At 53.6% G+C, this 14,076-nt stretch carries 11 protein-coding genes; 7 read left to right on the forward strand and 4 right to left on the reverse strand.

The window, feature by feature from the left end; genetic code table 11:
- Positions 1-3: 3 nt before the first annotated feature.
- Together der and ptsP are read right to left on the reverse strand one after the other, a co-directional pair.
- Complete coding sequence (gene der, locus LQZ19_RS18385) at positions 4-1,419, reverse strand: ribosome biogenesis GTPase Der (protein WP_411049150.1); 1,416 nt, start codon at positions 1,417-1,419, stop codon at positions 4-6.
- Between the two features lie 13 nt (positions 1,420-1,432).
- On the reverse strand, positions 1,433-3,172 hold the full coding sequence (gene ptsP / locus LQZ19_RS18390) for a phosphoenolpyruvate--protein phosphotransferase (RefSeq protein WP_411049151.1): 1,740 nt from the start codon (positions 3,170-3,172) through the stop codon (positions 1,433-1,435).
- Positions 3,173-3,287: 115 nt separating this feature from the next.
- Here ptsP and LQZ19_RS18395 point away from each other — a divergent pair, with 115 nt between their 5' ends.
- The 3 genes from LQZ19_RS18395 to LQZ19_RS18405 all read left to right on the forward strand — a co-directional run bounded on the left by LQZ19_RS18395 (position 3,288) and on the right by LQZ19_RS18405 (position 7,872).
- On the forward strand, positions 3,288-3,482 hold the full coding sequence (locus LQZ19_RS18395; RefSeq protein WP_411049152.1) for a hypothetical protein: 195 nt from the start codon (positions 3,288-3,290) through the stop codon (positions 3,480-3,482).
- Positions 3,482-5,707 (forward strand): B12-binding domain-containing radical SAM protein, encoded by a 2,226-nt coding sequence (locus LQZ19_RS18400; RefSeq protein ID WP_411049153.1) that lies wholly within the window; start codon positions 3,482-3,484, stop codon positions 5,705-5,707. The genes LQZ19_RS18395 and LQZ19_RS18400 overlap by 1 nt, the downstream gene beginning before the upstream one ends.
- Positions 5,708-5,790: 83 nt before the next feature.
- Positions 5,791-7,872 (forward strand): [Fe-Fe] hydrogenase large subunit C-terminal domain-containing protein, encoded by a 2,082-nt coding sequence (locus LQZ19_RS18405; RefSeq protein WP_411049154.1) that lies wholly within the window; start codon positions 5,791-5,793, stop codon positions 7,870-7,872.
- Here LQZ19_RS18405 and LQZ19_RS18410 read toward each other — a convergent pair whose 3' ends face one another.
- Positions 7,873-8,586, reverse strand: coding sequence for a hypothetical protein (locus LQZ19_RS18410; RefSeq protein ID WP_411049155.1), 714 nt, complete (start codon positions 8,584-8,586; stop codon positions 7,873-7,875).
- A gap of 86 nt (positions 8,587-8,672) precedes the next feature.
- Here LQZ19_RS18410 and LQZ19_RS18415 point away from each other — a divergent pair, with 86 nt between their 5' ends.
- The 4 genes from LQZ19_RS18415 to LQZ19_RS18430 all read left to right on the forward strand — a co-directional run bounded on the left by LQZ19_RS18415 (position 8,673) and on the right by LQZ19_RS18430 (position 11,550).
- Positions 8,673-9,431: a sensor histidine kinase gene (locus tag LQZ19_RS18415; RefSeq protein ID WP_411049156.1), complete on the forward strand. Its 759-nt coding sequence runs from the start codon at positions 8,673-8,675 to the stop codon at positions 9,429-9,431.
- Positions 9,428-10,054, forward strand: coding sequence for a response regulator transcription factor (locus LQZ19_RS18420; protein ID WP_411049157.1), 627 nt, complete (start codon positions 9,428-9,430; stop codon positions 10,052-10,054). Before LQZ19_RS18415 ends, LQZ19_RS18420 begins: the two co-directional genes overlap by 4 nt.
- Before the next feature lie 279 nt (positions 10,055-10,333).
- Entirely contained in the window at positions 10,334-10,825 is a 492-nt protein-coding gene (locus LQZ19_RS18425; protein WP_411049158.1) for a hypothetical protein, read from the forward strand.
- A gap of 14 nt (positions 10,826-10,839) precedes the next feature.
- Positions 10,840-11,550, forward strand: coding sequence for a TM2 domain-containing protein (locus LQZ19_RS18430; RefSeq protein ID WP_411049159.1), 711 nt, complete (start codon positions 10,840-10,842; stop codon positions 11,548-11,550).
- A gap of 187 nt (positions 11,551-11,737) precedes the next feature.
- On the opposite strand, the gene LQZ19_RS18435 is transcribed toward LQZ19_RS18430, so the two are convergent.
- Positions 11,738-14,074 carry a transglycosylase domain-containing protein gene (locus LQZ19_RS18435; protein ID WP_411049160.1) on the reverse strand — a complete coding sequence of 779 codons (2,337 nt, stop codon included), beginning with the start codon at positions 14,072-14,074 and terminating at the stop codon, positions 11,738-11,740.
- Positions 14,075-14,076: the final 2 nt, after the last annotated feature.

A 14,076-nucleotide genomic window follows, 5' to 3' on the forward strand; every position in this document is an offset into this window, starting at 1 on the left:
GGCTCAATGCCGCTCTTTTCGGGAACTATTCTTCCGGGTCAAATCGTTCTTGGCGGAAGCGCGTATCTCTATACCCAGGGGGATCAGGGAATAGCCCAGGTCCCGGCGTATCTTGTTTCGGAGGTAACTGACATAGGATTCGCTCACCGCCTTGGGACGGGAGGCGAAGACGATAAACTTTACGGGGTTGTCCGAAACCTGAACAGCGTACTTCAGCTTGAACCGGGTTTGGGGGCCCGACGGCGGCGGACTTTCCGTAAGCCAGCGTTCCAGGGCATGGTTCAGGGCGCCCGTATCGGTGTGGAGATTAAGCTGGGCGTACATCCGGACAGCGATGTTGAGCAATGCATCGATACCGGAACCGGTTTGGGCGCTGACCGGCATGATGGGGGCGTATTCCATCTGGCCAAAGAGAAAATGGATACGATCCTGAACCGCAGTAAAGGTGTTTTTTACATCCGGCATGGTATCCCACTTATTGAGGACCATGATGATCCCCCGGCCCCGCTCATCCGCCAGGGCGGCTATCTTCTTGTCCTGATCCGAAAGCCCCTCCTGAGCGTCAATCATTAAAAATACTATATCTGCGTCGTCCATGGTTTTGATGGCCCGGTTCACCGAATAGTATTCGATATTCTCCGTAACCTTACTTTTCCGGCGTATCCCTGCGGTATCCAGAACCTGGAAATCCCGGTTCTTGTAAGAAAAATGACCCTCCACCACATCCCGGGTAGTGCCGGGAATATTGCTTACAATGGAGGCCGTAGTGGAGGTAAGGCGGTTCGAAAGGGTGGACTTCCCCGTATTGGGTTTCCCCACGATAGCTATTCTGATGGGCCGCTTATCCGGATCGTCAAGCTCAACCTTGGAAAAATCGAGCCGGGCGATGATGGCGTCCTCCAGATCCCCCACATTGTCCCCGTGTTCGGCGGAGATCATCAAAACCTTGTCAAAGCCGTAGGAGAGGATATTCCAGGATTCGTTTTCCCGGCGGCCGCCCTCGGTCTTGTTCACCACCGCTAAAAGTTTTTTCTGGTATGGCCGCAGCAGGCCGATGAATTCCTCATCCTCGGGGGTAAGTTCCCCCGCTTCCAGGATCAGGAGGATCAGGTCCGCGCTTTCCAGGGCTCCCAGGGTCTTCTCCACCACCAGATCATCCAGGGTATCGTCGGGAATATCCCTGCCGCCATCGGCCTTGCGGTCCAGCTTAAAGCCGCCGGTATCCATGAGCCGCAGGGGTTTCCCGTTGATAAAGGCGTCCATGGCCACGGGGTCCCGGGTTACCCCCGGAGTCGGATCCGTAATGGCGCGCCGCGTGTGGAGGAGGCGGTTGAAAAGGGTGGATTTGCCCACATTGGGGCGGCCGGCCAAGACTACCGTGGGGAGCTTCCGGTACTTATACTGGGGATCAAATTCCATTATGGCAGGTCCTTTACTTAGATGGGAAATATTCGGCTAACCAGGCGTTAACCAAGGTGTCGGTCTGCTTGTAGGAGGTACAGCCCATGGCTTTCTCCGCCAGGGTACGGCAGCTTTCGATGGTGGTACCCAGAATAATCCGTTTAACCATAGGGATAGCCGAAGCGGTCATACTGAATTCATCCAGCCCGAGACCCAAGAGTATGGGCGTTGCAAAGGTGGCGCCGGCCAATTCTCCGCACATGGCGGCCTTAATACCCTTGGCATGGGCAGCGTCGATGGTTAGCTTGAGGAGCCGCAACAACGCCGGATGGAAAGGCTGGGCAAGGTAGCTTACCTTTTCATTTCCCCGGTCAACCGCCAGGGTATATTGGAGAAGATCGTTGGTCCCTATGGAGAAAAAGTCCGATTTTTGGGCAAGAATATCCGCAGTAAGGGCAGCGGAGGGGATTTCGATCATGGTCCCCACATCTATCTTTTTGGCAAAACGCTGCTTCCTCTGCAGACATTCCGCCTTCGCTTCCTCCAATAAAGAAAGGGCCTGCTCCAGTTCCTCAACTCCGGAGATCATGGGGAACATGATTTTTACATTTCCATGGACACTGGCCCGGAGTATAGCCCTAAGCTGGGTCTTAAAGAGGTCCGGCTGGGCAAGACACATTCGTATAGCCCGCCAGCCGAGGAGCGGATTTTTATCATCCGCCGGCTGAATATTGGGGGATACCTTATCGCCTCCCATATCCAGGGTCCGGATGGTCACCGGCAGATCTCCCATGGCTTTCAGCACCGAGCTATAGGCATGGTACTGCCGCTCTTCCTCCGCAGCCTGACCGGGGGTAAGGAAGAGAAATTCCGAACGGTAGAGGCCTATGCCCTCGGCGCCATAGTGCAGAACCGCCTCCGCTTCCTCGGGTACTTCGATATTGGCCTTGAGGCATACCCGGTGCCCGTCCTTGGTTTCCGCCGGCAGATCCACCTCCGAAAGGAGTTTATCCTGTTTCCGCTGGTATTGTTTTATGGCATCCTGGTATTTAAGCAGGACGCTCTTACTGGGATTGATGATAACCTGACCGGCGCCGCCATCCACCACCAGGATATCACCGGTGGTGATCTCCCTGGTAACCGTGGAAAGCCCCAATACCGCCGGTACCCCGAAGGCCCGGGCCAGGATAGCGGTATGGGAGGTCCGGCCCCCCATATCCATCAGAATACCCTTGACCCTATCTTTATTCATGGCCAATACTTCCGACGGCATAAGGTCGTGGGCAACCAGGATAACGTCCTCGGTTAGATCCGCCAGGGAAAATTCTTTTACCCCAAGGAGCTTATGCATCATCCGGTGGGACACATCGGCTATATCCACCGCCCGTTCCCGAAGATAGGCGTCGGAAGAGGACACCATTTTTGAGACAATTCCACGGGAAATATCCGAAACAATCCACTCAATGTTTTCACGATCCGCTTCCAGCTGTTTCTTAATCTGATCCTGAAATTCCGTATCCTCCAGCATCATCAGGTGGGCCTGAAAAATATCCGCTTTTTCTTTGCTCGTTTCTTGGACAGCCTTATCATGCAGGGCGCGGACATCCGCCGCCGCCGCCTCGGTGGCCGCAAGAAAACGCCGCCACTCGGAATCGATCTGGGTCTTTCCTATGGCATACCGGGGAATATCATGGAATTCATTCCCCTGATAGAGAAAAAACTTCCCAATAACGATACCCGGGGATGCGGAAACACCGCTCAACTTCTTCATATTATTGAAGAATACCCCAAGAGCCGGGAACTGTCAAATGAATGAGGAGTGAGAGGGCGGTTCCTCATTGCTCATTCCTCATTCCTCATCTTATAATGGGTGCAGGAGATTTCAGGTGGCAAAACACCAGGATAAAAAGCCCCGGGCCCCGGACTGTCTCAAGTGCGTCTATTTTAAGGTTACCTGGGAACCTGCCTTCCCCCGTTCCTGCGCGGTATTCGGCATTAAAAGCCGGAACCTCCCCTCCCTTGAGGTACTCTCCGCCACTGGGCGCCATTGTCCAAGCTTCCAGCCAAAGGAAGGCTTTTAGTGTTTTGTCTGGTCCAACCACCCCTGGTACAGCTCAACTCCCCCTACCCCGCTCCGTATTACCTGAAAACTTTTCTTGAAGGCCGGGGTTATCAGGTCCGGGTCCAGGATCATTCCATCGGTCTCTTTGAACGGATCTTTTGCCGTTCCGGGCTGGAACGGATCTTTGTCGACGCCCAAAAGGCAGGTAAACCAAAAAATAAAAATGTTTTCTATAATATAGACCGTTTTCTCTCCGAAGAGGATCGCTGGCTTTCCTCCATAGACCGGCTGATTGATTTTCTTCGCGGCCGTGACCGGGAGTTCGGCCACCTTCTGGCCCTGGCAAACGGCGTTCTCCCCGGAGGTCCCCGGTTCGACGCCTGCCTGGATTCCCTGGATGGAAACCCCCTAAGTGACGATGCCCCACTCCTGGCAAGCAAACTCCTCGCAGATCTGGCGGACTTTATCACCGTCACGGTGGACCCCTCCTTCAGCCTCGTCCGCTACGCCGGTAGTGTTAGTGCGGGGCTTCGGGATTTTTCTGCGGTGGAGCAAGGTCTCAACAGTTATATTCTGCGGGAATTCTACCGTCCCCTGCTTGAGGATCATTGGGACGCACTGGACCGGCTGATTGCCGCAGGCAACGATCCCCTGACAATCGGGGTAACCATCCCCTTCCCGGGCTGCCTCGCCGGAGCCCTTGTCTGCGCAGCCTCCGCCAAAGCCCGGTACGGTAGTAACGTTACCACCATTGCCGGGGGCGGTTATGTGAACACGGAACTCCGGTTTATGGACGAGCTGGCGTTTTTCAACTACTTTGATTACCTTTCCTTTGACCGGGGTTACGGTTCCCTGGCAGCCATCCTGGAACATACCGGAGATACGCCGGTATACAAAACCAAGTACCGGTCCCGGCTTGACGGTCATGTTATAAGCGATCCGGGAATTGACAGTATTTCTACCCTTGGGGAGATTGACCGTGATGCAGTACAAACCGTCTTCCCCGATTACAGCGCCGTGGATTTTTCCCGCTACCTCCGCCCGGTGGACGACTTGAACCCCATGCACCGGCTCTGGTCCGACGGCCGCTGGCTCAAGGCCTACCTGGCCCACGGCTGCTACTGGCACGCCTGCGCTTTCTGCGATGTGCAGCTCGACTACATCCGGTGTTTTGAGCCCCTGGAACCGTTGGCCCTTTTCCGGCATCTGCAGGACCAGGCGGAAAAAACCGGTGTCCGCGGCATCCATCTGGTGGACGAAGCGGCTCCGCCGGATTCCCTGCTTCGCCTTGCCCTGCTGAACCGGGAGGCGGGACTTCCACTAAGCTTCTGGGGAAACATCCGCTTCGAAAAAGATTTTACCCCGGATACTACGGCTATCCTTGCCGCCGGAGGATTAGTGGGAGTCTCCGGAGGAATTGAGGTGGCCGCCGAAGAGGGCTTTAAGCGCATTGGTAAGGGAATAGGCCTTGGGGATGTGGTCAATGCCTGCGCCGCCTTTAAGGAAGCGGGTATCCTGACCCATGCCTACCTGATCTACGGATATTGGGACCAGGATGACCAGGAGATCATCGACTCCGCAGAAATACTGCGCCAGCTCTTTGCGGCGGGTCTCCTGGATTCCGCCTTCTGGCACAAGTTCGTCCTAACCAGGCATTCCCGGATCTACGCCGAATGGAAACGGGGCAAACACCCGGAACTTATAGTTACGGGCGATGGCAAACAACGGAACCTATTTGCCCTGAACGATTTATCCTTTGCAGGGGAGGAAAAATTTGACCGCTTCACCGGGCCCCTGGACCAGCTTCTGACCGCATGGATGGCCGGAGAAACTTCGGCGCCGGTGAAACAGGGCTTCCCCTTTACGGTCCCTAAACCAAATGTAGCGGCGGATCTGGTAGCGGGACTTCTGGACGACTACGCCCGGAACCGGGACTGTAATCGTACCGAGCTACCCGCTCCCGGCAAAACGGACCGCGTACTTTTCCTGGGCTCAAGACCGATGGTACAGAACACTGCAGGGGGGCTCTTCTGGCGATGGCGGCTGGAAGACCGGCTGCTGCCGATTGGGTCAAACCAAGAGAAAGCAGCGGCGGCAGTAGTACTGCTGGAGAAAGCAAGAAGAAGTAACGGCCTTGGCACCGCAGACTTTTACCGGGATCTGGCGCGGCTCCTCGGGGACAGCGCAGCGAAAAAAGCCTGGAACGTTTTGCGGGAGAGCGGGCTGGTACAATATAAGGAATAACTGAACTTGTTAGCGGAGATACTTGATTCTTTTTGTAGTATATTCTATTTTTAAGGTTGATTTTTCAAAATTTGCGGGGATTTATGGAAAACGTCACCATGCGGCCGATTATCAAAGTTCTGGAAGATAAATGTATCAACTGCCACCGTTGTATCATGGTGTGCCCGGTAAAGATGTGCAACAACGGGTCCGGAGCCATTGTGGACCACCACAGCGACCTCTGCATCGGCTGCGGGGAATGTATCACCGTCTGTTCCCACGGAGCGCGGATAGGAATCGATGACTTTGATGAATTCATGGCGGATCTTAAAAAGGATGATAAAATCGTCGCCATCGTGGCCCCCGCTGTGGCGGCCAGTTTTGATGGTAAGTACCCGGAACTGAACGGACTCCTTAAATCTTTGGGGGTCAAGGCGGTTTTTGACGTAAGTTTCGGGGCGGAACTGACGGTCAAGTCCTACCTGGACTACATGAAAAAGAAAAACCCCCTCACGGTTATTTCCCAGCCCTGCCCCACCCTGGTTTCATTCATTGAAATGTACCGCCCCGAACTGATCCCCTACCTGGCTCCGGCGGACAGCCCCATGATGCACATGATGAAGGCTATCAAGAAATATTATCCCCAATATTCGGACTGTAAGATCGCGGCCATATCCCCCTGCTATTCCAAACGGCGGGAATTCGACGCCTGCGGAATCGGGGACTATAACGTTACCTTCAATTCTATCCAAAACTGGCTGGACAGTAAGAAAGATACTATCGCCAATTATAATGCACAGGATTACGATAACCCCCCGGCGGAACGGGCGGTGCTGTTCTCATCCCCCGGGGGGCTCATGCGGACGGTTCAGCGCTACGACAAGGATATCAACAGCAAAACCCGGAAGATCGAAGGGTCCCCCGAGGTCTACCATTACATGGCCTACCTTTCGGAGGCTATCAAGAACTCCAATGGCCCGGTATTCAAGCTTATCGACTGCCTGAACTGCGCCATGGGCTGTAACGGCGGGCCCGGCACGGGGAACCGGGGGAAACACCTGGACGATGTGGAATACCTGATAGAACAGCGGCAGATGGAGATGCGGAAAAAATATCAGCCCAAAAATATTTTTCAGAAACTGTTCGCCCGGAACAAGCTGGAAAAGATGCTGGACAAATACTGGGAGGAGGGCCTCTACAGCCGCTCCTACACCGACCGGTCGGCGATATTCAAGAAGATGGTTATCGATCCTACCGATCAGCAAATCCAGGTGGTCTTTACCAGGATGCACAAAACTACCGGCCAGGATATCCTTAACTGCGGCGCCTGCGGGTACCGGAATTGTGAGCAGATGGCGGTGGCTATTATCAACGGCCTGAACAAGATGGAAAACTGCCGGCACTATGTGGAGATTGAAAAAAGTCTTCAGAATGAAGAGGCGGTCAAAAAGCAGCTCAACACGGTCTACGATCATACCCTGGAAGAAATGAATAAAAACCTGGGGGGCATCAGCTCCCTTTCGCTCAATATCGGCGAAACGGCGAACCATGTTCTTTCCTCATCCACCGCCATACAGCAGATGGTGGAAAATACCCGTTCCATCCATCAAACCCTGGAACAGAACGCCCGAACAGTTTTACTGCTCAACGAGTCATCCTCGGAAGGGAAAAACCGGCTGCACCGCATCGCGGAACTGATAGATGATGTCTCCGCCCAATCGGACGCGCTCATCGAAGCCTGCAGCGTCATCGGAGACATCGCCGAACAGACCAGCATCCTGGGGATGAACGCCGCTATTGAGGCGGCCCACGCCGGGGAAGCGGTTGGCAAGGGCTTTTCGGTGGTCGCCTCGGAAATCCGCAAACTCGCCGACAATTCCAACAAGCAGGCGGCGGAAATCGCCGGCAGCCTTAAAAACATCAAGACCCTGATCGACAGTTCCAAGGAATCCTCCGGCCAGGCGGAGCAGCAATTTGACACCATGGTAGGCCTTATCAACACCGTTAAGAACGAGGAACTCCACATCAACAACGCCATGGAGGTGCATAGCAGCGGGGGGAATCAGGTTATCCAGTCCCTGAACGAAATCAACAGCCTGATCCTCAAGGTTAAGGAAGAATCCGCCTCCCTTCTGTCCAGCAGTGAAACTATCATCGAGGATATACGCGGGCTTAAGGCTATGTAGTTACGGGAAACTTCGTTGCAAATTGCGCTTCCCCAGCTTCCTGCTTCCCCAGGCCAGTAACACCGCCAGCCCATACCCGGCAAAAGACGAGATCAGCCGATCAAGCAGGTTCATCGGAATACGTGAGCCTATGGACACAATAATGGCGGACAGATGTCTTCGTTCCAGAGCGAGAGCAAAATTCTGTTCAGGGGATACGGAAGCAGTAGTCAATGATGGGCTAAAATGCCCAATAATTACCGCAAAAAAGCCCCCAAGAATGCTTATAACCAGGCATAGGGCAAAGGATAAAAGGACAAGCACAATGGCCCTTCCCATCAGGTCCTGGAGCCATTGGCTTTGCCAGAGACTTTTTCCGTGACTTTTGGAAAGTTGTTTTTCTGTATAGTTAATACTCAGCTCCTGGGGAAACCAGCGGATAAAGAGGGCAGTAACCAGGGCTACCGCTATATTGCAGAGGACGAACAGATAGGGGAGCCAGCCGTAAAAAGGGAGGCTTTGCTCAATCAGATTGGTCAGGGCGCCGGTTAAGGCGCCCCAGAACACCCCGCCGTAAAACGTGACGGTCATGGTCAGCACCGTGTCCAGAAACAGGGGAATGCCCAGCCAACCCCGTGAAAAATACTGGATCAGCATATTAAGCAGAGCCCCCGCAATAGATACAAAAAGCAAAACAAGCGGATTTTTCGTTCTATGGCCTGAAGCAGACTGCATAGACGTATTAAAAACCTTTATTTCTCGTTTGTCCAGCTTCCGGTATCCTATTGAAGGTGATAATGTGTATGGGCTATGATAAGGCCATGCCAGCCGAAAGTGCCCTATTCTCCTCGGAGTTTGATTCATATTTCCGTTTGTTGTGGCTTCTGGTGCTTTTTATCAGCCTGCTTATGGTTTTTCTCGGTTATATCTATCTTGCAATGCGAAAAGCCCGGGAACGGGAATCCCAAAGCGCGGCTTTTTCCTCTTTGGCGCTGGAAGCCCAGGAAACCGAGCGGCGGCGCATTGCTGCGGAACTCCACGACACGGTACTGCCGGATCTGCGGGATACCCCCGCTGCCGCCCGGATCCGGGAAATTTGCAGTCGGCTTATGCCCCCGGATCTTAGCCGCTTCAGTCTGAAGGATTCCCTCATTTCTTTATGCGACAGCTTTGTTAAACGTACCGGAATTGAATGTATCGTCGAAATAGAAGAAAGTCTGGACTTTAGCGGGCTGAGCGGAGAACACCGGCTGCACCTCTACCGTATCGCCCAGGAATCGCTCAACAACATCGGCAAACACTCCCATGCAAAACAAGCTGTGCTGGTCGCCCGGCAAGGCAGCCCGGAAACCAGAGGGTTTCTTGGAAAAGAGCGGCCCTTGCTGTTCAGTATTTCTGATGACGGCGAAGGTCTGCAAAGCAGAGGCGGAATGCAAATCGAAGGAGCGGAGGACGGTTTTGGTATGCGGACCATGCGTCAGCGGGCAGCAATCCTGGGTGCGCATATCGACTTTATCAGCGTAGAAGGCGGCGGCCTTATGGTATGCGTTAAAATACCCCCCGTGGAGTTTAAGCCATGAACAGTATCGTTATAATTGAGGATCACCCAGTCATGCGTAAAGGACTGGCCGCATGGTTTGCCGGAACCGGGCGCTGGCAAGTGTTAGGCATCGCCGCGGATCTTACAGAAGCCAGGGATCTGTTTTCAGAGCTGGCGGCGCTTCCGGACATCCTGCTCCTTGACATCCAACTAGGCGCTCATGATAGCGTAACTTGTAACGAAGACGCCATGGGTCTGGATCTTATCCCCTGGCTGAGGGAAAGGTTTGGCAAAACTCCCCCGATAGTTGTGTACACCCAGTTTGACGACTACGCCCATGCCAATGCCGCCCTGGGCTTCGGTGTCCGGGGTTATGTCTGCAAATACCGGAGTGAAGAAGAACTCGAAACCTCCCTCCAGGCGGTGCTGCAGGGCGAAGTCTCCATGGACAAAGCGGTGGAACCAAAGTTAAAAAACGCTGCGGAAACCCAAACACTCCTTACCCGCCGGGAAGCGGAAATACTCAAGCACGTAAGGGATGGCCAGAGTAACAAGCGTATCGCCGCCGCCCTGGGTATAAGCCCCCGTACCGTAGAAAACCTCCTTTCCCGCATTTACTACAAAACCGGCATCGCTTCACGGGCGGATTTGCAGAAGATATAGGTGAGATAGGGGCCGAAACTCGTATAAAAGACGAAAAATCCGTATACTGAAACGCCGTTTCGAAAGCCCCGCGGCAAAGAACCTGGCGAGGAGTTTGAGAAATAGTTCCTCTAAACTGTGCGTAACCACCTACAAAACACCCCAAAAAACACTGCAATTATGAGTAGTCAAACTCACGACAAATACTTTTTTATATGAAAAAATGATCAAACTAATCGCTAAAGCGGTTAGGTGTAAAAATTTTTATCGGCGGGACATAAAACCGCAAAGGAGTGATTTATGAAGGGGACAAAAAATCTTTTTCATTTGGGAGCGATAGCCCTTGTGCTTTCGTTTTTGGTTCTGACAAGCTGCGGAGGTGGTGGAAATCCAAAAGCTCTGGCGAAACAATCCTACGAACTTGCCGGAGAGGAATGGAGGCGTGATTTTAGTGCGGAAAATGCGGCTGAACTGGACAAGAAAGCGGCGGACATCCAAGCAACGCTGGCTAAACTGTCTGAAAAAGACCGGGCGATCTACGACAAGGAGCTTACCCGTTTTGAGGACGAAGCGCGCAAGGCGATAGATGATTTCTTCCAGAGTTATGAAGCATTTATCACTAAAGTTAGCAATGCCAAAAAAGATGACTATTTGTCATTGCTAACCGAAGGCTTGAAATTTACCACAAAGGGGAATGAAATCGCGGATACTCCAGTCTGGACAGTTGAGGATCTTCAAAAATTAACTTCCCTGACCATTAAAGCGGCAGAAGCGCTTGGTTCGATTGAATAACAAGGAGAAAAATTATGGGTTTTTTTAATGAAAAATGGAACAACAGTTCTATTGTAACTAAGGTTCCTGCGTTCGTCATGCTGCTAGATGCATTTTTGCTTCTAATTTGCGCTATCGTATTTTTTGCGCTTAGCGGGCAGGTGTCAGCGGCAAAAGGCTATGGCATTGTGTTCCTCATAGCATTCCTCTATAATGCCCTGATTTCCTTTGGGTTATTTAAGGTTAACCGCGTAGCAAGAATCGCAACGATTATTGGAGGACTCGGTATTGTACTTCCCTTTATTCTGTACATCATCCTGATTATCGTTTCCTTAATAAAGTTCCCATTTTTGAAAAGTTTACTGACAATGTACAGCGGTCTTCTCAAATCTATTTTGCCAATGGTCATATCTTTTGTGCCGGCAGAAACGAAAGGACTTCTTGCGTTTCTTTTGATAATTTTCATTGGACCTTTTGTTCTAAACGTGGTTTCAATGCTGCTTCTGTTCTTTTGCGGCAAAGACTTCAAAAGCAGCGGAGCAGCAAAGTCTAAACTTGTCGCGTACCTTTTATGGCTTTTTCTCGGATTCGTCAGCGCGCACAAGTTTTACCTCGAAAAAGACGGAATTGGCATTCTGTATTTTCTTACCTGTCAAATATTTTTCTTCGGCTGGTTTATCAACCTCTTCACGTTAGGGAAACAGGTTGATGCATACAACGCGAAGCTGGTGAGCAGTCAAGCCTGACCGGAATCCTGGAACATCCCTCGAAGATTGCCGGGGAGGGGGCACTAGCGCCAGGCGCTGTTTTTGAACAGTAACAAAAATGCGGCGGGGTCTGTTGCGTATAGCAGCTGTCTCCGCCGTATTTTTGTTACAGTTCTTCGTGTGAAAAACAAAATCCACGCTATTCTATTTTATGGCGAACAGGCCCCTACCGCACCTCAAAATCCACCGTCGCGCTTCCCCCGCTTTCATCCTCCACCACAAGCCGGTGCTGCCCCCGTCTCAGGGTCAGCGGGAAGACCCCTGCGGTATTCAGGCTTCCCTGAAGCGTATCGTCAACATACACGACACCGTTGATACCAAAGCCCACGGTTTCTACCCGCAGGGCCTGCGCATCTTCCGGCAGGGATGGGTCAATGTAGAACACCGAGCCTGGCGCCGGGAGACGGATGTAACCTGCGGCTCCACGTTGCCCGGTATTTCCTGCCCGAAAGCGTTCGGTAAGCCAAGCTTGATACTCCGGGGGGTATATCAATTCTCCCGCTTGGTGCCAAGAACAGGGTTCCTGCTTTCCCCGGCTCCCCGCTGTTTCTTTAATGCGGATCCATTCCCGGAGTGTCCCGGCGCAATAGGGAGTCGCGGCCATGCCGGAAAGGGCGCAGATTTCTATTTCCCCCGCCTCTGCCGGGACAGGCCCCCCCAGGGATTCCCCGAAACCGCCTCCACCGGATGACTGTTCCATGGCAGCCAACAGTTCCGCTGCGATCCGGGCAGGGATGGAACTTCCGGTACGGCCCACCACGGTCTCTCCTGAAAAATTTCCCATCCACACCCCCACGGTAAAACGCGCCGATGCCCCTAAAGCCCAGATATGCTGAAACTGATTCGCCGTCCCGGTTTTAAACATTGACGGAAAGGATGTAGATAAAACCGGCGCCGGGCCAAAGGCGACAAAGCGGCTCCCCCGGTCGGAGAGTATATCCGAGATGACCCAGGCTGCATAGGGCGACATAACTTGTGTAGTATTACTGTTACTATGATTACCTTCAATAAACTGCAGTTCCACAGGGACGCCCAGGCGGGGAAACACTGCAAAGCCCCGGACCAGTTCCTCAAGACTGACCTCGGCATTACCCAGGGCAAGGCCGGTTCCGTGGGAACCCATGGCGGCAGCCACGGAATCGAAACCAAGGCCGACCAGAAATTCCTCGAAGGGCCGCACCCCAAGCCGCTCCAGGGTATATACCGCAGGAATATTGAGGGACGATGCCAGGGCGACCCGCAGCCGTACCGGGCCGTTAAAGCGGCGGTTAAAGTTCGAAGGGATATAGGCTTCGCTGCCGCCAAAGACCTGGGGGATATCCGGCAGTATTTCTGCGGGGCTGAACCCCGTATCCAATGCCATGGCGTAGAGAAACGGTTTAAGGCAGGAACCGGGCTGGTTCAATACCCGTATCCCGTCTATTTTGCCGGAACTCCCATCGTCAAACCACGAACGGGAACCAGCATAAACGCGGACCGCCCCAGTCTCGTTATCAATTGCCAGTATGGCGCCGTTACTGACCCGGTTGTTGGTGAGCATGGCCAATTCGTTTTGCAGCAATTCTTCCGCGTAGGATTGCAGATCCAGGTCAAGGGTACTGCGTACGGAATGAATAGTACTATTGCCGCCAGATCTCAAATCCGATGCCAGCCGTTCGGTAAAGTGGGGAGCATAGAAGGGACTGCGCGGGGAACTTGTCGACTGAAGTCGGCGTTGCAAGTAGGGTTCTGTGCCCCGGTATCCATCGGCATCGGGGGAAGCTTCCCGGGCGGCGGCTTCCAGGACCGCTTGATCCAGCCCCAGTTTAAGGCGGTGCGACAGGAACAGCGCCGCCCGTACCGCCGCTTCGGGATTTAGCGCGGGGTCGTACAAACCGGGCCGCCGGGGTACCGCCGCGAGGAGCGCAGCCCTGGTGTCGTCAAGCTGGGTAACGGGCTGCCCAAACCGGTTCCGGGCCATGGCGGGGAGGCCCTCAATATTACTGCCAAAGGGGATGCCGTTGAGCCAGAGTTCCAGTATAGCCTTCTTTGAAAGCCGGGCTTCCAGGCGAAGGGCGTCCCAGGCTTCGGCAGCCTTTCCCCCCAGGCCCGGACCCCTGGGCCGGATCAGCCGGGCGAGCTGCATGGTGATGGTGGAGCCGCCGGAAACGATCCGGCCCGCCCGCAGGTTCCGCAGGGCGCTCCCGGCAACGGCGATTGGATCAAGGCCGGGATGAAAATAAAAGCGGCGGTCCTCGGCGCGGATAAATACCCGGAGCGCCCCGGCGGGAATATCCCCCAGGCTTGCCCACTCGCGCTTTACCCCATCATCCGCCGGAACAACCCGGAGGGTAACGCCGTTTCTATCGTTAATCACCAGGCCGTACGACCGGGACCGGTAGTATTTCAGTTCCGGGTAGGGTGATAAACACAATACCAGAAACAGTAATACTATTATCGATAGCACTATCGCTGAAACAAGAAGATGGCTTCGGCGAAGTTTTATGGAAAGAAAATCCTTCATCT

The organism is Treponema primitia (assembly GCF_046533075.1).
In the GTDB taxonomy this organism is placed as follows: domain Bacteria; phylum Spirochaetota; class Spirochaetia; order Treponematales; family Breznakiellaceae; genus Termitinema; species Termitinema primitia_B.

Excerpts from the sequence above, each read along its gene's own strand:
- der (WP_411049150.1), bottom strand. The coding sequence starts at position 1,419 with ATGGAATTTGATCCCCAGTATAAGTACCGGAAGCTCCCCACGGTAGTC.
- ptsP (WP_411049151.1), bottom strand. The coding sequence starts at position 3,172 with ATGAAGAAGTTGAGCGGTGTTTCCGCATCCCCGGGTATCGTTATTGGG.
- LQZ19_RS18405 (WP_411049154.1), top strand. The coding sequence starts at position 5,791 with ATGGAAAACGTCACCATGCGGCCGATTATCAAAGTTCTGGAAGATAAA.
- LQZ19_RS18410 (WP_411049155.1), bottom strand. The coding sequence starts at position 8,586 with ATGCAGTCTGCTTCAGGCCATAGAACGAAAAATCCGCTTGTTTTGCTT.
- LQZ19_RS18415 (WP_411049156.1), top strand. The coding sequence starts at position 8,673 with ATGCCAGCCGAAAGTGCCCTATTCTCCTCGGAGTTTGATTCATATTTC.
- LQZ19_RS18420 (WP_411049157.1), top strand. The coding sequence starts at position 9,428 with ATGAACAGTATCGTTATAATTGAGGATCACCCAGTCATGCGTAAAGGA.
- LQZ19_RS18425 (WP_411049158.1), top strand. The coding sequence starts at position 10,334 with ATGAAGGGGACAAAAAATCTTTTTCATTTGGGAGCGATAGCCCTTGTG.
- LQZ19_RS18430 (WP_411049159.1), top strand. The coding sequence starts at position 10,840 with ATGGGTTTTTTTAATGAAAAATGGAACAACAGTTCTATTGTAACTAAG.
- LQZ19_RS18435 (WP_411049160.1), bottom strand. The coding sequence starts at position 14,074 with ATGAAGGATTTTCTTTCCATAAAACTTCGCCGAAGCCATCTTCTTGTT.